At 43.8% G+C, this 18086-nt stretch carries 19 protein-coding genes; 16 read left to right on the top strand and 3 right to left on the bottom strand.

Going from position 1 to position 18086, the window contains the following annotated elements; all coding sequences use genetic code 11:
• Positions 1 to 332: 332 nt before the first annotated feature.
• Both AB1K89_RS08325 and paaX read left to right on the top strand, forming a co-directional pair.
• On the top strand, positions 333 to 1109 hold the full coding sequence (locus tag AB1K89_RS08325; protein ID WP_413054307.1) for an enoyl-CoA hydratase-related protein: 777 nt from the start codon (positions 333 to 335) through the stop codon (positions 1107 to 1109).
• 106 nt (positions 1110 to 1215) lie between these two features.
• The gene (gene paaX, locus AB1K89_RS08320; protein ID WP_413054514.1) at positions 1216 to 2076 is read left to right on the top strand and encodes a phenylacetic acid degradation operon negative regulatory protein PaaX; all 861 of its coding nucleotides are present in this window, start codon (positions 1216 to 1218) and stop codon (positions 2074 to 2076) included.
• A 139-nt stretch (positions 2077 to 2215) separates the two neighbouring features.
• On the opposite strand, the gene AB1K89_RS08315 is transcribed toward paaX, so the two are convergent.
• Entirely contained in the window at positions 2216 to 2743 is a 528-nt protein-coding gene (locus tag AB1K89_RS08315; protein ID WP_413054306.1) for a gamma carbonic anhydrase family protein, read from the bottom strand.
• 83 nt (positions 2744 to 2826) lie between these two features.
• Between AB1K89_RS08315 and AB1K89_RS08310 the strand changes: the two genes are divergently transcribed.
• From AB1K89_RS08310 to AB1K89_RS08265, 10 genes are all read left to right on the top strand, one after another.
• Complete coding sequence (locus AB1K89_RS08310; protein ID WP_413054305.1) at positions 2827 to 3801, top strand: NAD(P)H-dependent flavin oxidoreductase; 975 nt, start codon at positions 2827 to 2829, stop codon at positions 3799 to 3801.
• A 344-nt stretch (positions 3802 to 4145) separates the two neighbouring features.
• Positions 4146 to 4547: a thioesterase family protein gene (locus AB1K89_RS08305; protein ID WP_413054304.1), complete on the top strand. Its 402-nt coding sequence runs from the start codon at positions 4146 to 4148 to the stop codon at positions 4545 to 4547.
• Positions 4548 to 4591: 44 nt separating this feature from the next.
• The gene (locus AB1K89_RS08300) at positions 4592 to 5734 is read left to right on the top strand and encodes a Leu/Phe/Val dehydrogenase (protein ID WP_413054303.1); all 1143 of its coding nucleotides are present in this window, start codon (positions 4592 to 4594) and stop codon (positions 5732 to 5734) included.
• Between the two features lie 21 nt (positions 5735 to 5755).
• Positions 5756 to 6811 (top strand): pyruvate dehydrogenase (acetyl-transferring) E1 component subunit alpha, encoded by a 1056-nt coding sequence (gene pdhA / locus AB1K89_RS08295; RefSeq protein ID WP_413054302.1) that lies wholly within the window; start codon positions 5756 to 5758, stop codon positions 6809 to 6811.
• A 1-nt stretch (position 6812) separates the two neighbouring features.
• Positions 6813 to 7832, top strand: coding sequence for an alpha-ketoacid dehydrogenase subunit beta (locus tag AB1K89_RS08290; protein WP_413054301.1), 1020 nt, complete (start codon positions 6813 to 6815; stop codon positions 7830 to 7832).
• 11 nt (positions 7833 to 7843) lie between these two features.
• Positions 7844 to 9058: a dihydrolipoamide acetyltransferase family protein gene (locus AB1K89_RS08285; protein ID WP_413054300.1), complete on the top strand. Its 1215-nt coding sequence runs from the start codon at positions 7844 to 7846 to the stop codon at positions 9056 to 9058.
• Position 9059: 1 nt separating this feature from the next.
• Positions 9060 to 10499: a dihydrolipoyl dehydrogenase gene (lpdA, locus tag AB1K89_RS08280; RefSeq protein WP_413054299.1), complete on the top strand. Its 1440-nt coding sequence runs from the start codon at positions 9060 to 9062 to the stop codon at positions 10497 to 10499.
• 149 nt (positions 10500 to 10648) lie between these two features.
• Entirely contained in the window at positions 10649 to 11632 is a 984-nt protein-coding gene (locus AB1K89_RS08275) for an ABC transporter substrate-binding protein (protein ID WP_413054298.1), read from the top strand.
• Between the two features lie 17 nt (positions 11633 to 11649).
• Positions 11650 to 12702, top strand: a complete 1053-nt coding sequence (locus AB1K89_RS08270; protein WP_413054297.1) for an ABC transporter permease — start codon at positions 11650 to 11652, stop codon at positions 12700 to 12702.
• The gene (locus AB1K89_RS08265; RefSeq protein ID WP_413054296.1) at positions 12677 to 13474 is read left to right on the top strand and encodes an ABC transporter ATP-binding protein; all 798 of its coding nucleotides are present in this window, start codon (positions 12677 to 12679) and stop codon (positions 13472 to 13474) included. Before AB1K89_RS08270 ends, AB1K89_RS08265 begins: the two co-directional genes overlap by 26 nt.
• 79 nt (positions 13475 to 13553) lie before the next feature.
• Here the strand turns inward: AB1K89_RS08265 and AB1K89_RS08260 are convergent, their stop codons facing one another.
• The gene (locus AB1K89_RS08260) at positions 13554 to 13976 is read right to left on the bottom strand and encodes a general stress protein (protein WP_413054295.1); all 423 of its coding nucleotides are present in this window, start codon (positions 13974 to 13976) and stop codon (positions 13554 to 13556) included.
• 153 nt (positions 13977 to 14129) lie between these two features.
• On the opposite strand from AB1K89_RS08260, the gene AB1K89_RS08255 reads away from it, so the two are divergent.
• From AB1K89_RS08255 to AB1K89_RS08245, 3 genes are all read left to right on the top strand, one after another.
• Positions 14130 to 14867: a hypothetical protein gene (locus tag AB1K89_RS08255; protein WP_413054294.1), complete on the top strand. Its 738-nt coding sequence runs from the start codon at positions 14130 to 14132 to the stop codon at positions 14865 to 14867.
• Positions 14868 to 15109: 242 nt separating this feature from the next.
• Positions 15110 to 15361, top strand: a complete 252-nt coding sequence (locus tag AB1K89_RS08250; protein WP_413054293.1) for a hypothetical protein — start codon at positions 15110 to 15112, stop codon at positions 15359 to 15361.
• Positions 15362 to 15429: 68 nt separating this feature from the next.
• Positions 15430 to 15624: a hypothetical protein gene (locus AB1K89_RS08245; RefSeq protein WP_413054292.1), complete on the top strand. Its 195-nt coding sequence runs from the start codon at positions 15430 to 15432 to the stop codon at positions 15622 to 15624.
• A gap of 128 nt (positions 15625 to 15752) precedes the next feature.
• On the opposite strand, the gene AB1K89_RS08240 is transcribed toward AB1K89_RS08245, so the two are convergent.
• Positions 15753 to 16805: a YsnF/AvaK domain-containing protein gene (locus AB1K89_RS08240; RefSeq protein WP_413054291.1), complete on the bottom strand. Its 1053-nt coding sequence runs from the start codon at positions 16803 to 16805 to the stop codon at positions 15753 to 15755.
• A 142-nt stretch (positions 16806 to 16947) separates the two neighbouring features.
• Here AB1K89_RS08240 and AB1K89_RS08235 point away from each other — a divergent pair, with 142 nt between their 5' ends.
• Positions 16948 to 17967: a C40 family peptidase gene (locus AB1K89_RS08235; protein ID WP_413054290.1), complete on the top strand. Its 1020-nt coding sequence runs from the start codon at positions 16948 to 16950 to the stop codon at positions 17965 to 17967.
• Positions 17968 to 18086: the final 119 nt, after the last annotated feature.

Raw genomic sequence — 18086 nt, 5'->3', positions numbered from 1 at the left:
AAGAAAAGGATGAGCCACGGCACGAGTTGGGCAGTTTTTTGTTTATACTTCTAATGGTGACTTTGGCAATTTCCGTTGATTGGAGAGGAAGGCGGCGACTCCTACGAAAGCCGTCACGAAGAACGACTTTTGCGAGCAAAAGCGTAGCGTTAGGAGCAATGTTTTGTGCGACCCTAAGGGAGCAGGATGCCTTAATTTCTGCAAAGTGCGCAGAAATACGGCAAATCGAACCCTTCGCTGTTCGATTGGCTCACGGACCGCCCGCGGAAAGCGTCCGCCTGGAGCGGAAATCAACAGTATTACCCAAACCCTATTTATAAAGGAGAGTAAAAATGACGTCTATCTTATATAAGAAAGAAAACAACATTGCATATGTAACGATTAACCGTGAAGAAGCATTGAATTGCTTTAATTACGAAGCACTTCATCAGCTTCAGCAGGTGATCGATTCGATTTCGCTTGATCAAGAGGTAAGAGCGGTCATTATAACAGGTGCAGGAGATAAAGCATTTAGTGCAGGTGCTGACCTAAAAGAACGGAAGACACTGAATGAAACAGAGGTTAGGAGAAATGTCAAAGCGATTAGAGATGCGTTCAACAGTATCGCAAGTCTGCCACAACCGACAATTGCAGCAGTGAACGGCTATGCATTAGGCGGTGGTTTTGAACTGATGATTGCTTGTGACTTTTCAATTGCAGTAGAGGGTGCGGTAATGGGACTAACGGAGACCAGCTGGGCTATTATTCCAGGCGCAGGTGGGACGCAACGTCTTCCAAGACTTGTGGGGGAAATGAAAGCGAAAGAACTAATTTTCACAGCAAGAAAAATCACAGCTGAAGAAGGGCTTGAGCTCGGTATTGTTTTACAAGTTGTGAAAAAGGAAAATCTCCTATCCGCTTGTGAGAAACTCGCCTACGATATGATGAAAAATGGTCCGGTTGCTATTAAGCAAGCTAAATATGCAATTACCCAAGGGATGAACACCGATATGCAGACGGGGCTTGCAATTGAATCGAAAGCGTATGAATTAATCATCCCAACCGAAGATCGAATGGAGGCTCTTCAAGCTTTCAGTGAAAAAAGAAGTCCACAATTTATGGGTAAATAAGTTTTCTTTTAATTCTATAGCGATATAATGGAAGTAGGGAATATTATGATATATCTTTAATGAGCGAAAAAAGAAAGAGTGAGAGTAATTGGCGAATGCACAATCAATGATTTTTACAATATACGGAGATTATATCCGTCATTATGGCAATAAAATATGGATTGGCAGCCTGATTCGATTATTAAAGGAATTTGGGCATAATGAACAATCCGTTCGGGTAGCTGTTTCCAGAATGATGAAGCAAGGATGGCTTAATTCCGAGAAGAAAGGGAATAAAAGTTATTATTTCCTGACACCTCGTGGTGAAATTCGTATGGAAGAAGCTGCTAGCCGTATTTTTAAATTGATACCGCACGAGTGGGACGGGAAATGGCGTATCCTTATGTATACGATTCCAGAAGAAAAGAGGCAGATTCGTGATGAACTTCGTAAAGAACTATTATGGAGTGGATTTGGCAGCTTTTCAAACGGGTGCTGGATTACACCGAATGATCTCGAAAAAGAAGTGAGACTGCTCATTGATAAATATGGGATCCAAGATTACGTAGATCTATTTCTGTCCGAATATAAAGGGCCGCAAGCAGACAGAGCACTTGTTGAAAAAAGCTGGCCTCTTAATGAAATCGAAGGGAAGTATCAAGAATTCATTTCGACGTATAGCAATAAGTACATTATTCATCAAAGCTTGATGAATAATGGGCAAATGACGGATGCAGAGTGCTTCGTGGAGAGGACAAACCTTGTTCATGAATATCGTAAGTTCCTCTTTGTAGACCCTGGGTTACCGAAAGAGTTGCTACCGGAAATATGGAACGGCAATCATGCTGCTCATCTGTTTGAGCAATATTATAAGTTACTTGCACAACCGGCCAGCCGATTTTTCGAAGACGTATTTCAAGAGGATAACGACATGCGGCGAAAAGACAAATCGTATGATGCAGATAATCATCCACTCATTATCGAATAAGCAGTTAGTGGAAAACGGTGGAACTAAGCTACACTGTATTCGTAAATTATCCACCAAATAGGGAGGGATTGAAGATTGAACTTCATCCCTCCTTAGAACGTCTCGCCTTTCGTTAATCTAAAACCTGTTGAGTCTTTCTTTACTCAAATTCTCCATGTTTAAAAATTTCCCGGTAGTCGTATCCTTTTTCAACATATGAGTCTATCGATAGTTGGATAATTTCGAAATCCTTCTCGGTCAGTTCCCTCACTACTTTTCCTGGTGAACCAACAACGAGTGAACGGGGAGGGATTTTCTTACCGGATGGTATTAGCGTATTTGCACCAATAATGCATTCTTCGCCAATTTCTGCATGGTCAAGAATTGTAGATCCCATACCGATAATCGAACGTTTTCCGACTTTGCACCCATGTAAGATGACGTTATGTCCTACCGTAACCTCATCTTCTACTACAACTGGCGCACCTTCATATAGATGAATTGTAGAGTTATCTTGGATGCTACATCTTTTCCCTATAGTAATCGGCCCTTCATCTCCCCGCAGTACTGTATTAAACCAGATGGTCGATTCTTCTCCTACTCGTACTTTCCCTATTACTTTAGCCCCCGGAGCGACAAAAACAGTAGGATGTAACTCTGGTTTATCCCCCTTATAAGGTACTAACATACAAAGCCCCCCTTATTTTTAAGTAATCTAAATTGTTTTTCTAGTAGTTCTACTATAACATAATCTTGCGGAGGTGTATAAATATGATATATCTATGTGAGAAGTTACAGATTGACTATCCGATTATCCAAGGAGGTATGGGGAACATTAGTAATGCGCAGCTCGCTGCTGCAGTATCCGAAGCAGGAGGACTTGGGACCATCGGTTGCGGTACTATGACCCCAGAGGAAGTAGAAAATATAATTCTTGAAACGAAACAGCGGACGAAAAAGAATTTTGCGGTTAATATTGCAATGGGTGTTTCCCCATATGTGGACAAAATGATTGATCTCGTCATTAAACATAAGGTTCCAATCGTTTCATTATCAGCAGGAAACCCAGCTCCATATATACCTAGACTCCATAGCCAAAACGTAATCGTACTTGCAGTCGTAGCTTCAGTGAAACATGCACAAAAAGCGGAAGCTGCCGGAGCGGATGTAGTAGTGGCTGAGGGTTTTGAAGCTGCAGGCATTAACTCCAACTTGGAACTGACAACGTTCGCACTAATTCCGCAAATTGTGAAGCATGTAAAGACTCCTGTAGTTGCTGCTGGAGGAATCGGGGACGGGAAAGGATTGGCGGCTGCACTTTTATTAGGAGCGAGTGGTGTGCAAATCGGTACTCGTTTAATTGCAACGAAAGAAGCGCCGTTTCATGACAAGTACAAACAAAATCTTGTGGAAGCAAGTGATACGGAAACGTTAATTATCGGGCGAAGCGTTGAACGGCTAAGAAGAGTTTTAAAGACACCCTACGCTTTGAAACTAAAAGAATTTGATAAAGCAGGTATGTCACTGGAACAATACGGTGAACTAACGTCGGAAATTCAGCATGTCAGAGGTGCGATTGAAGGCGATATGGATAATGGATTTCTTAATAGCGGCCAGATTGCAGGGCTAATTGAAGACATTCCTAGTGTTAAAGAGTTACTAGACAGTATGATGGAAGAGGGAGGAAATCGGCTAGAGAAATTGACAGAGGAGTTTGGAAGAGGGATCAAGAGAAAAAGTTTATAGTGAGTGCCCTTTTCCCTGAATTTTACTAAAACTATAAAAGTTTTTTGAACGCCACAACCTTCATGGTTGTGGCTTTTTTCCGGTCTCCCAACAATTCAATCACTAGCTCTATTATTCTTTGTGTTATAATTAATATCAATCTGTTGCGAAAGTATGGAGTTTTCTGATTATGTTATTGACTTTAGTATTACAAGACGGTATTATTACGTAATAATAGTGTTATATGAATTCGGTCTTTCGAGAAAAAGTAATGTAAGCGCTCTCATTTATCTGTCAAGTTCTATAAGATTTGCGACGACAATCTTAGTTTATGGGCAAGAATCATAGTATATAGGGGGGAGCGAATGAAGCAGGGGATGGAAGTTGGAAGAGTAGAATCGATTGACATCATAGTGACAGAAGAGATGTTTGCTACTTTTGAGGGCAAAGTTGTACACCCCGTCTATTCAACGGTAGCGATGACCTATCATATGGAATGGGTTTCACGCAAAATCATTCTCCCCTTCTTGGAAACACATGAAGAAGGGATGGGGGCGTCCGTTCAGATAAATCATCTAGCGCCTTCCCCATTAGGTTCAAAAGTGAAACTGACAGCAGTGTTAGTCGAATTACGGGACAATGCTGTAGTTACAGAGGTCACCGCGCGCAACCACGTAGGAATCATCGGTCAAGGGATAGTAAAACAAATCATTCTTCCAAAAGAAACGATCGCCCAAAAATTGAAGGATGCTTCGTTTTCTTCCTAGGAAGAGGAGTGTAGTTGATAGCAAATGCTCAGGGGGCAAAAACCATGAAAATAGAGGAAAGTGTGTCAATGACAAGCAGTTTCGACCTTTTTGAAAAAATGGCTGAACATGAACAAGTCGTTTTCTGTAATGATCCATCGACGGGCTTACGGGCAATTATCGCAATCCATAATACGACGCTTGGACCTGCGCTAGGCGGCTGCCGTATGCATCCGTATGAAAGTGTGGATGCAGCACTGGAAGACGCGCTTCGTCTATCGAAAGGGATGAGCTACAAATGCGCCGCTGCCGACGTGGATTTTGGTGGCGGAAAAGCGGTCATCATCGGAGATCCGAAAACGGATAAGACACCCGAATTGTTTCGTGCATTTGGTCAATTCGTAGAGACACTAGGTGGTCGATTTTACACCGGTACTGATATGGGAACGACCTTGGAGGATTTCATCCACTCAATGAAGGAAACCAATTGCATAGTAGGTACACCTGAAGCATATGGAGGTGGAGGGGACTCTTCCATTCCGACAGCAGAAGGTGTTCTGTACGGTCTTAAAGCGACAAATCTAGAGCTTTTCGGAAATGATGAGTTAGGAGGGCGTTCATACGCTGTCCAAGGTCTAGGTAAAGTGGGATTCAAAGTCGCAGTTGGATTACTTGAAGCAGGTGCCCACGTTTATGTTACGGATATTAATGACAAGAATCTGCTTGCCATCGAAGAAAAAGCGGCCACAACAACCGGAACCGTGAAAGTCGTTGCAAGCGGGGAAATTTATTCACAGGAAGCGGATATTTTTGTTCCTTGTGCATTAGGCGGAATTGTCAATGACCAGACGATCAATCAGTTCAAAGTGAAAGCGATTGCAGGATCGGCCAACAATCAGTTGCTACATGAAGATCACGGAAAAAAGCTACAAGAGAAAGGCATTCTTTATGCTCCGGACTATATTATCAATTCCGGCGGACTCATCCACGTGGCAGATGAATTGTACGGTTTTAATCATGAGCGGGTACTCGCAAAAACAAAACATATTTATGACGCGATTTTAGAAGTATACAAGCTGGCGCAAATGAGTGGTACTTGTACTATGGAAGCAGCAAATACGATGTGTGAGAAAAAAGTGGAAAGTAGAGGCGGGCGGAACAGCTTTTACACCCCATCCATTAAACCGAAGTGGGCAATCCGCAAATAATCGTGAGCGGGGGTAAAGTAGATGAAAATTGACTTTCCTATTAAGAAAATAATGGATGATGATGGATTTTTACTAGATTCTTCTTACGAGAAACAGATTAATGAGCAATTGGTCAGAGATTTTTATTACAACATGGTGCGGATTCGAACATTCGACAGAAAAGCGATTAACCTACAGCGACAGGGACGTCTCGGGACATATGCCCCATTCGAAGGGCAAGAAGCTTCGCAAGTTGGCAGTGCGCTTGCTTTAGGCTCTGATGACTGGGTTTTCCCGACCTATCGCGACCACGGTGCGACGTTGACGTACGGTGCAGATATGACTAGGACCTATTTGTACTGGAATGGTCGAGTGGAAGGTTGTGTCCCTCCGAAAGGGAAGAAAATCTTTCCGCCGGCCGTGCCAATTGCGACACAGCTGCCACATGCAGTAGGAGCTGCTTGGGCAGAGAAGAGGAAAGGAACTAGAAATGCGGCCATCGCTTACTTTGGTGACGGTGCCACTTCAGAAGGCGATTTCCATGAAGCGTTAAATTTCGCAAGCGTGTTCCAAGTGCCTGTCGTCTTTTTTAATCAAAATAATGGCTATGCGATTTCAGTGCCGATGGAAAAACAGATGAATTCCGAGACAATCGCCCAAAAATCTATCGCATACGGCATTCCTGGAATCCGTCTTGACGGCAATGATTGCTTTGCAGTCTATTTTGAAACAAAAAAGGCAGTTGACTATGCCCGAAACGGGAATGGTCCAACTCTAATAGAAGCGGTCACCTGGCGGACAGGGGCTCATACGACTGCGGATGATCCTTCTAAATATCGACCTGCAGATCAAGGCAAGCATATAGTCGACCCGCTTGTCCGATTAGAAAGCTTCATGCGGAATTACGGCTACTGGAATGAAGACTGGGTCGCAGAAGTAAAAGACAAAACAGCTGCTGAAATCGAAGCGGCGGTAGAAGAAATGGAACGCTTCCCAGCTCCAAACGTCGAAGATCTTTTCGATCATGTCTTTGCAGAGCTGCCTGCGGACCTAGCTGCACAAAAAGAGGCCTATCTCGCACAGTTAGGAGGGCAATGACATGGCGATAGATTTGAAAAAATCAGCCGGGCAGTCCGAGACGACTACACTGATGACGATGATCCAAGCAATCAATAGTGGGATGGAAACGATGCTCGAAGAAGATGAAAGAACAATTATTATGGGCGAAGACATTGGAAAAAATGGTGGTGTGTTCCGAGCGACTGAGGGGCTTGTGGAGAAATTCGGAGAAGATCGTGTTGTGGATACACCACTATCAGAAGCTGGCATTATCGGGACGTCTATCGGTCTAGCCATAAATGGTTTCAGACCTGTTGCAGAAATTCAGTTTCTCGGTTTCATCTATCCGGCATACGAGCAAATTATGACGCATGTCTCTCGTATCCGAATGCGGACGATGGGGAATTTTACAGTACCGATGGTCATTCGTGCACCGTACGGAGCTGGAATTCGTGCGCCTGAAATTCATTCGGACAGTACAGAATCCTTGTTCACTCATATGCCAGGAATCAAAGTCGTCTGCCCATCTGGACCTTATGATGCAAAAGGTTTACTGATTGCTGCAATGGAAGATCCTGATCCAGTGCTTGTGCTTGAACCGATGAGGAGTTACCGTGCACAAAGAGAAGATGTTCCTGTAGGGAAATATACAGTTGAAATCGGCAAAGGGAATATTGTGTGTGAAGGTACCGATGTGACGATCATCGCATGGGGCGCAATGGTTACAGTGGCAGAAAAGGCAGCCGAACAGGCAAAGGAAATGGGCATTAGCTGTGAAATTATTGATCTTCGAACGTTGTATCCGATAGACCGTGATATCATCGCACAATCCGTGCAGAAAACAACAAGGGCGGTCATCGTCCACGAAGCGCAGTCGACCGGAGGACTGGGCAACGACATCGTGTCAATTATTAATGACACCTCTTTCCTTTACTTGCGTGCTCCTATTGAGCGGGTGACAGGGTTTGATGTGCCAGTTCCATTATTTGCACTTGAAAATCATTACCTTCCAACACCTGCACGAGTCTTGAAAGGGATTGAAAAAGTTTTTCATTTTTAGGGGGGGATGAAGTGCTGGATGTAAAATTGCATGATATCGGTGAAGGGATGACAGAAGGAGAGATTGTCCAATACCTAGTACAGGTGGGGGATAAAGTATCAGTTGACCAGCCGCTTGTTGAAGTGCAAACGGACAAAATGGTAGCAGAACTTCCTTCGCCATGCGCCGGTATTGTAAAAGAAATCATAATTGAAACGGGCGAAACCGTCCAAGTTGGAACAAGCCTCCTTTCAATCGAGGAGGAATTAAGTACAAAAATCGAGAATGAACCCCAACCAAAAGCAGAAGCTGCAAACGACGCGGCGGCTGTCATTGAAAAACCGGGGAAACTTTCGCCGACTCCATTTAGGCGTGTATTAGCTGCGCCTTACACACGTAAAGTCGCACGTGAAAATAACATTAACATTGAGGATGTCCCATCTAGTGATCCATCAGGACGAGTGACTGAGGAAGATATCTATCGTTTTATAGAAGGGAAACAGGCTATAAAGGAACCAACTATAGAAGTACAGCCTGTATCATCAACTGAAAACCCTCCCCATGAAATCCCCTTCAAAGGAATCCGAAAACAAATTGCCGAAAAAATGACGCAATCATTTTTTACAATTCCGCATGTAACGCACTTCGATGAAGTGAACATGACGAATTTATTTAAAATACGTGAAGAACTGAAAATGGCGGGACAATCGGTGTCTTTATCCGCATTTTTCATTAAAGCGCTCACGATTTCATTGAAAGAATTCCCGATTTTTAACGCGGAGCTTGATGAAGAAAATGATCGTATTGTGTTGAAGAAAAATTATCATATCGGCATTGCAACGAACACGGATCACGGATTGCTAGTTCCTGTCGTTCATGATGCGGATAAAAAATCGATCAAAGACCTTCAACGAGTGATGAAAGAATTGACCGAGAAAGCAATCAATGGAAAGTTAAAACCTGCTGAAATGCAAAACAGTACGTTTACGATGAGCAATGTCGGTCCACTTGGCAGTACAGGGGCAACCCCAATTATTAACCACCCCGAAACAGCGATCATTGCATTCCACAAAACAAAAAAACAACCGATCGTCAATGAGCATGATGAAATCGTTATCGGCCATGTGATGACTTTGTCCATGTCTTTCGATCACCGCGTTGCTGACGGGGCAACGGCCGTTGCATTTACTAACCGTTTTTCCGAGTTAATCGAACAGCCACATAATTTATTGTTGGAGATGATATGACATGGTTGTGGGGGAGATTACTCAACAAAGAAACCTAGTAATTATTGGCGGAGGTCCGGGCGGCTACACTGCGGCAATACGAGCGGCCCAATTAGGGCTTTCAGTCACGTTAATTGAACAGGATAGAATGGGCGGCGTCTGTTTAAACAAAGGGTGTATCCCTTCTAAAGTTTTTACACATGCGGCAGGGAAACGCTCGGAAACAGCTCATTTGAGAGAGATTGGAATTGGCGAAGGCGACGACACGTTCAATTTAAACAAGCTCCAATCATACAAAACAAAGGTAATAGACGGGCTTAGAGCCGGAGTTGAAAATCTATGTCGGGAAAATAAAATTGAAATAATCCGTGGGAAAGCTACATTCATCTCTGTAGATCGAATCGGTGTGGAAAATGGGCATCAGTTCGACATTTTTGAATTCAAACAAGCCATTATCTCGACTGGAAGTTCGCAAATACTACCGCCCATCTCGAAGGAGACAGGAAAACGGATTCTACTGTTCGATGAAATATTCGAACTTGAAGAAGTGCCGGAACATCTTATCGTACTAGGACACGACACAATCGCACTTGAAGTGGCTTCGAGTTATGCCGCCTTTGGGGCAAAGGTCAGTATTCTTCTATCGAAAAATACTGACCTTCCATTTGATGAATCAATTAATAAAGAACTCATGCGGATATGTAAAAAACGGAAAATGCACGTCGTGAAAGATGTTGATGTGGTTACAACAAATGAGCTGGATAACGAAATTACAGTTACATTTCAAAAACCTAATGACGTGCACGAAACGATACAAGGGTCACATCTATTCGTTTCCGAAGGAAGGAAACCGAACGTGGAACCGTTAGGCATCAGCCGCTTCGGAATTGAATTGACAGCTGAAGGTTTTGTCAAGGTGGATGGGAATATGCAATCGTCAATCCCATCCATTTATGCGATCGGTGATGTGACGGAAGGGCCGCTTCTTGCCGTTAAGGCAATCAAACAAGGTAAAGTGGCTGCTGAGAAAATCGCAGGGGGAAAACCGGAAGCTGATTTTACTTTCTTGCCAATCGTTGCTCACACAATCCCGCCAGTTGCTTCTGTTGGACTTACGGAACAAAGTGCTCGTGATTATGAAATTGATATTCGCGTCAGTCAGTTTGCACTTAGAGGAAATGGCTATGCGACAATCACCGGCAAAAAAGAAGGATTTGTCAAAGTGATATCTGATTCAACGACAGATCTAGTAGTGGGAATTCATATGATTGGGGAAGGAGCCATTGAAATGTCCGGTTCCTTTGTCCAGTTGCTGGAGATGGCTGCGAAGGAAGAAGATATAACATTTCCGACGTATGCACATCCAAGCTACAATGAAGGGCTGCTCGAAGCGGTAGAAGGGTTAAGCGGACAGGCGATTCATGCTACCCCGGTTAGAACGAGAATGCAAAGAAAAATTTAACTGTTTCAAATGATGGGATAATCATGTATGATATTTTGTAATATATCGCTAAATAAGTGTAAATATTCTGCCTAGTTAACAGTGCCTTCAAGAGAATTTTAACTTGTCTAGCAGTATAGCAATGTAAAAGATAAAAAGGGGGATAAAGAATGAAGAAAAGTTGGAAAAAAGCGATGATTGCGGTTTTCGGTGCTACACTACTTCTATCAGCATGCGGAACATCTGGAGAAAGTGGTAAGAGCTCGGATGAAAAAAAGACATATAAAATCGGCGTCACGCAAATTGTGGAACACCCATCTTTGAACGCAGCGTATGATGGCTTCAAGAAAGCTCTTGAAGATGCGGGAATTGAAGCAGAATATGATGTGCAAATTGCTCAGGGGGATAACAGTCAAAATACGACAATTGCAAACAACCTCGTAGGTTCTGGAGTAGATTTAATCTTTGCAAACTCGACACCGAGTGCACAAGCTGTAGCAAGCGCAACGAAAGATATTCCAATTGTTTTCACTTCTGTTACGGATGCTGTCAGTGCTGAACTCGTTGAATCAATGGAGAACCCGGGCGGAAATGTAACGGGTACGATTGATAATCATCCTGATGCAATTCCTAATACAATGAAGTTCCTTAAAGAAGAATTAGGCGCCAAAAAGGTTGGCATGGTATTCAACTCTGGAGAGGCAAACTCCCGTGCCCAAGTGGATGCCGTGAAAGAAATGCTGAAAGATATGGATATGACAGTTGTTGAAGCGTCTGTTGCTACGTCTGCAGATGTAAAGCAAGCAACAGAATCATTGATTGGAAAAGTGGATTCTTTGTACATCATTACGGATAACACAGTTGTGTCTGCATTGGAATCAGTCGTTTCAGTTGCCAATGAACAAAAACTACCAATGATGGTCGGAGAATTCGACTCGGTAAAACGGGGCGGTTTAGCAGCATATGGATTTGAGTATTATGATATCGGCTATGAAGCTGGTCAAATGGCTGTGAAGATTTTAAAGGGTGAAAGCAAACCTGCTGATTTACCTGTCCAAGTTCCACAAAACTTGAAACTGATCATGAACGAAGATACGGCAAAAGCATTGGGGCTATCCATTAAAGATGAGTGGAAAGCTGAATTTAGTGATTAAATAGGAGATGATTCTTTATGTTTTCAGCAATTTTTGGCTCTGTTGAACAAGGGATCATCTTTGCAATCATGGCGCTCGGAGTGTATCTATCATTCCGAGTGCTTGATTTCCCGGATCTGACGGTGGATGGAAGTTTTGTATCGGGGGCTGCTGTTGCTGCGACAATGATACTATTTGGCTATCATCCGGCCATCGCTACGGCTGTTGCACTCATCATTGGCTTCTTGGCTGGTTGTGTAACTGGCCTATTGCATACAAAAGGAAAGATCAATCCGCTACTTTCCGGGATATTAATGATGATTGCCTTGTATTCCATTAATTTGCGCATTATGGGCCTTACATCTGAAAATTCAATTGGCCGCCCTAATATTCCTCTATTAAATGCCGAGACGTTATTTAGTAAATTTCAAGCGTTTCTAGCTCCACTTGGCATTGATAATGTGATGAATCAATCTTTTAGTATGCTAGGTGTCCGCTATTTACCTTCCACTTGGGCAACTGTATTCATCATGGCAATCATTGTTTTACTCATTAAATTTATTGTGGATTGGTTCTTGAAAACAGAAGTGGGACTCGCGATCCGGGCAACTGGAGATAATAAAAAAATGATTAGAAGCTTATCAGCGAATACGGATACGCTCGTCATCATCGGGCTTGGTTTCTCGAATGCGCTTGTCGCCTTTTCAGGAGCGTTATTCGCGCAATACGCGAAGTATGCCGATATCGGCATGGGAATTGGAATGATTATCATCGGTTTAGCCTCGGTCATTATCGGTGAAGCGATCTTTGGAACCAAAACAATTGTGCGAACTACTATGGCTGTGATTGCAGGTGCAATCATTTATCGAATTGTTCTAGCGCTTGCGCTAAGGGTTGATTTTCTCGATACAGGAGATATGAAGCTGATTACAGCTGTTATTGTCATCAGTGCGTTGGTTTTACCGCAGTATTTTGAAAAGAGACGTGAAAAAGCAAGAAAAACGAGGCGTCATGAGGAACGTCTGGCCGAACGCAATTATTCTCTCAAAAAGGAGGGGAATCCAATTGTTGAAGCTCGAACAGATAAATAAAGTATTTAATGAAGCAACACCTGATGAGAAGGTTGCGTTAGATGAAATCAACCTCGAGTTATCATCCGGTGATTTCGTGACCGTAATTGGAAGCAATGGAGCTGGAAAATCGACGATGTTAAATATGATTTCCGGAGCCCTTACCCCTGACTTTGGGACAATTGAAATTGCGGGTAAAAATGTTACAAAGTTACCGGAGTACGTACGTTCACGAATGATCGGAAGAGTATTCCAAGACCCGATGGCAGGGACTGCCCCCTCAATGACAATTGAAGAAAATTTGGCAATGGCGTATTCAAGGGATAAAAAACGAGTGTTGCGGAGAGGTGTAGATAAAAAACGCCGGGAATTCTTCCGCGCATCGCTTGAAACCTTGCATTTAAACTTAGAAAATCGGTTGAATGCTAAAGTAGGCATGTTATCCGGTGGAGAGCGTCAGGCGCTATCTTTACTTATGGCGACATTTACGCAACCGTCTATTTTACTGCTAGATGAGCATACAGCTGCCCTTGACCCATCCCGTGCAGAATTGATTACAAATTTAACAAAAGAACTTGTTGAAAAAGATCAATTAACAACACTTATGATTACGCATAATATGCAACAAGCACTGGACTTGGGCAACAGACTGATCATGATGGATAAAGGCCAGATTATATTAGAAGTTGGAGCCGAAGAAAAGAAGGGGCTCACCATTGATAAACTGATGGCTGAATTCCAACGCATTCGCGGTGAAAAGTTAACGAGCGACAAAGCGTTACTATCAGTTTGAGTATATATTTGGAAAGAACTAAGGAGCGTCACAGAAAGTCAGTTCTCGCAGACTTTCTGGACAGCCCCGTTTTTTTGCGTTAACTATCAGCACTCGCCTCGACTTCATCCAAAGGGATTGGCTTGTACCCATCATATTGCCTTTCTACCGCAATCGGCTCGGCATAAGGATCTTTAGTAAGCTTCCCGTTCATGTAAAGCAACAGAGCGCCTTCCTGGACAGCATCGAAATACCGTTTCGCTTCGTCATCAGTGAAACCTGACTCCTTCAGCAAGCGGCGGACATTCTGTTCACCTGCTAGAAACCCCATGAAATGATTGAACAGATTGTACGGAGAATCCTCTCCTTCTGTCAATGCGTGGCTCCGCAATTCATCGACCGCCAAATCATCCTTCATGCCAATATACAAATCTTGTTCCTCCACACCTTCATGCTTCAGCTCGAGTATTTTAGACATTAATCGTTCCTGATTTGGGAAGCTTCCGATAAATGTTTTTTTCATCATGGTTCCTCCTCTATCATCTTTGTCTTTGGAAAATACCCTTGTTGCGTGAAAAGGAAACAAAAACGACGATCGCATTCATTGCAAAACATGAACAATAGGCGGTCCGGACGACATAGTATAGGAGAAAGACTCGGTAGAGGAGTTTGTGATTTGGATAGTTCGAAGTTTCATCATAGTGATAAGCCGAGCGGTTTTCCCGCGAATCAAGATCGGTTCGTCTGGAATCCGTACGTGGCATTCATACAGGAGCAAAGCGGGATCAATGAGCAGCTTGTGGCAGCGGTAGCCAAGCTTGAAATGCTATGCGGTAAGATTTTGGATGTCGTATCCAACCAGCAGCATGTCCACCGGAATCGCTATATTCATTTACGGGACCGGATTTGGGAAGTGCATGAAAAGTTAAGGTACGCATCCGACAGGCAAGATGCCATACGGGAAGAGCTCGGGAAACAGGGGGAAGCCGTTTTTCGGCTGCGCAAGAGCTTTCAAAACCATCGGATGTCGATGCGTGAATTCACGATCAATCAATACGATGATCTGCATGATGTGCTGGACATGCTCGACCGCATTAGTGCAGATCACGCGAAAATCGGGAAAATGCAGGAGAAGGTCATCGATAAGTTAGATTTGCACGATTTACAGCGAAAACGGGAAGCAGAGGAAGTGGAGAAGTCGATCGGCAAGATTCTTCAAGCAAAGAAAAGCATCGGCACGCTGCTGGCCACGTTACCCCCTAAATATGCGATGCAGCGGATTGTCGTTGATGGGGTAGTGATTGAAGTCAACCATTTGCTAAATGTGGATGACAAGAAGGGAGTCGCCTATTTTTCCTCTCCGACCGGCATCATAACAACGTCAATCGATAAGCTGGACGCCATCCATTGGTGAGAAGGGTTGCCGTTTATATTCAATAACAGTTCAAGTTGGGCGGCAAGGAAGCTCCCCGGGTTGAACTGTTTTTTTGTGCGAGTGCCCCTTTATTCTAAAATGCCACCTACATTCGCCTAGAAATTCAGGAAAATTATATGGACAGCCAAGCAGACGTCCTATATGGGACGAAATTACAGTAATAAAGTATAAGGACCCCTTGAATAGCAGGGGATTTCTAACTGGAAGGTGGTGACCAAGCTATGGGCAGCTTGAACGGGATGGAAAACGCGGATTGGCTGAATGACGGGAATAGACATACAGGGCAAATTTGCAATTTCTTGTCGACTTTGCCACCGGGCTCCACAGTGACGGATATACTCGTTGACGATGTGTCTTTTGCAGTTTCTTCGTTCGTAAACGTGAACACAGATACGAATCTTGCATACTTCACGTCAGTCACCGGGACTACCCTCATCGTGGATTGCAATCGGATTTCACAAATTATCTTTTAGTGAATCCAGCCATCAGTATGGACAAGCTACCTAAGGCACATATCTAGTAGAAAGGAGTTGAACCGATTATGTCGCAACCTATTTGTGATCTGTTGGAGACATTTCCACCGAGTACTACGTTGTCGAGTATTGTAGTGAACGGATTTTCGCAACCGGTGACATCGTTGACAACGATCGATAGAGAAAGATCCCTCGCTTTTTTCAGTTTTGCCGGATCCACCGTAGTTGTCGATTGCAACCGGATTGCCCTTATTGAAATCTAAAGACGGCAGTCCATCGTCATCGGGCAGAGATAGCATCCATCGTCTAACACTCCTCTTCGTGAGAACATACAGAGAAAAGCCCGCAAAGCAGAATTCTACTTTGCGGGCTCAATTATTCTCCTGCTTTATTAAAATCGTTCGTCATCCCATTTTTGTCGCATTGTCGGCTCGTCAACGAATTCATCTTGCACGTCGACTTCACCCGATTGCTCGAAATGGGCCTCTTCCCGTTTAACTGTTTCATTTACCGTTTCAATATCTTCCACTTGTCGTTTGCCGACGACGATTTCCTCGGAAACATACGGTTTCTTCGTCACTTCCAGACGCTCCTCGGTAATCGGCACCCGAATCGTTTCATCGTCCTGCATCATTTTAAATTCATCGACATCCGATTCGTATTCATTTACGGGACGGCGCTCGACATAGACTTCTTCCCGCATGACAGGGACGTCGAAGGATTGTACTTCTTCAACAACGTCTTTATGAAGCGATACTTCGCCTCTCTCGACCTCTTCCTTGTCTACGCTAAGCCGCTCTTCACGCAGACGCATTTTTTCCTCTTGCATCTTCCGGTCGAGTTCGTGGGTTTCGTTATAGCGGTTCTGAACCCCGTAATAGTTGTTCGGAGGTGTTTCATAGTCCGAGTGACTGCGCAACGCTTCACCGCCGACCCTTCCGAATGTCTCATCGGATCCGTCATGCAGATGGGAGTCTTGGAATGCACCTGAAGAATATTGGGATCGGTGCAATTCATTCTCCTCAAACTCAGAGACGCGGTTTGCGCCTAAGTTCGGATCAACGCCACCGTCAACGATGCCGAAACGGCCATCGCTTTTCGTATAAAGTCGGTTCAATTCACCTTCATCGACATATAGCAGCTTTCCGCCATTTTGAATTTCATTATAGTAATTGTCCATATCGCCATCAGGGACGCCGGCTTCGTGCAACATGCTGCGCACATGGTTTTCACCGGTGAGGAAATTCATGAAACGGTCAAACCAAGACTCCGGAGCCGTTTGCACATCTCCGTATTTCATTCCTTGGAACATCGTCACATCTGAATCATCTTGCGCAATGACATAAATATTCTCGCCATCGATTCCTTGACTTTTCAAGTCATCTATTTTTGTCATCAATTCCGAGTCGTTGTGATACATACCGATAAATTTTTTATCATTCATGTAAGATCTCTCCTTCTCTTTGATTGATGGTACTGTCTTATAGATACCCAATCTTACAGGATGAAAACTTCCGAGTATGAAAGATAAGCTATGCAAACAATTAAGAATATATTAATATTGATAGAATAGGGGGAGAAAGACCATGCAAAAGAAAGTTACTGTTTTTATAATGATATTTTGTTTATTCATCACTTTTCATACTGCGTCTGCAACATCGGAGTCCAAAGGTTCTTCTGAAAAAGTGGAGGCGGTGCACTATGCGATCAGCGTACCGGTCACAAACGTATGGCGCGTGCCGAATAATACGCGCAAAATTGATGCGGTTTCAATTGCAGCAAAGCCGGATATGGCAAAATGGACGAAAGGCTTGACGGTAGCGGATAAAAATTGGCTGATCGGCCGAACCGATACGCAAGCGTTATACGGGGATCATGTGGAAGTGTTGAAATCGAACGGGGACTGGCACTACATTGCAATCACAGACCAGTTCAATAAAGGCCAAGCGAAAGGCTATGAGGGGTGGGTGCCGAAATCGCATGTGAAAGCCTATTCTCCAATAGATGCCGATTTGGAAATCGCAGTCGTCACGGCAAAAATTGCTTCCTTATACAATGAACCTAAACTCCATGACAAATATAAATTCATCGATATTAGCTATACGACAATCCTCCACGTTGTGAAGAGTGAAAGGGATTGGCTGCAAGTGCAGACGAAAACGGATGGCTTGAAATATGTCCGCAAGAAAGACGTCAAAGTTTACGCCGATTTTGCATCAATTCCAAAGCCGACTCAAAAAGAACTCGTCGACAGCGCCAAACAATATATAGGCCTGCCGTATTTGTGGGCAGGTGTGTCGGCGTATGGATTTGACTGTTCCGGGCTGATGTATTCGGTCTATAAAAACCACGGCATCCTTATTCCGCGAGACTCTTCCGTCCAAGCGACCCACGGAACGGCGGTGAAGCGGAAGGATTTGCAGCCAGGAGACCTGATGTTTTTCGCACAAAATAAAGGAAAAGGGAAAGTGTATCACGTCTCGATGTATATCGGCGACGGCAAAATGGTCCACGCCCCGAACTCATCGCGGAAAGTCGAAATCGTGAGCATCAACTATGGCGTGTATAAAACAAATTACGCTGGTGCGCGTAGATATTTGAAATGAAATGATTGAGAACGGCCCTTCCTTTAGCGGAAGGGCCGTTCTGCGTCCAAAGCAATAGGTTACGCGTCCAAAGCAATAGGTTACGCGTCCAAAGCAATAGGTTACGCGTCCAAAGCAAT

The organism is Sporosarcina pasadenensis (assembly GCF_047228845.1).
Classification (GTDB): Bacteria; Bacillota; Bacilli; order Bacillales_A; family Planococcaceae; genus Sporosarcina.
The sequence above is the reverse complement of the archived record's forward strand: the minus strand, read 5'-3'. Positions and strand labels throughout refer to the sequence as shown.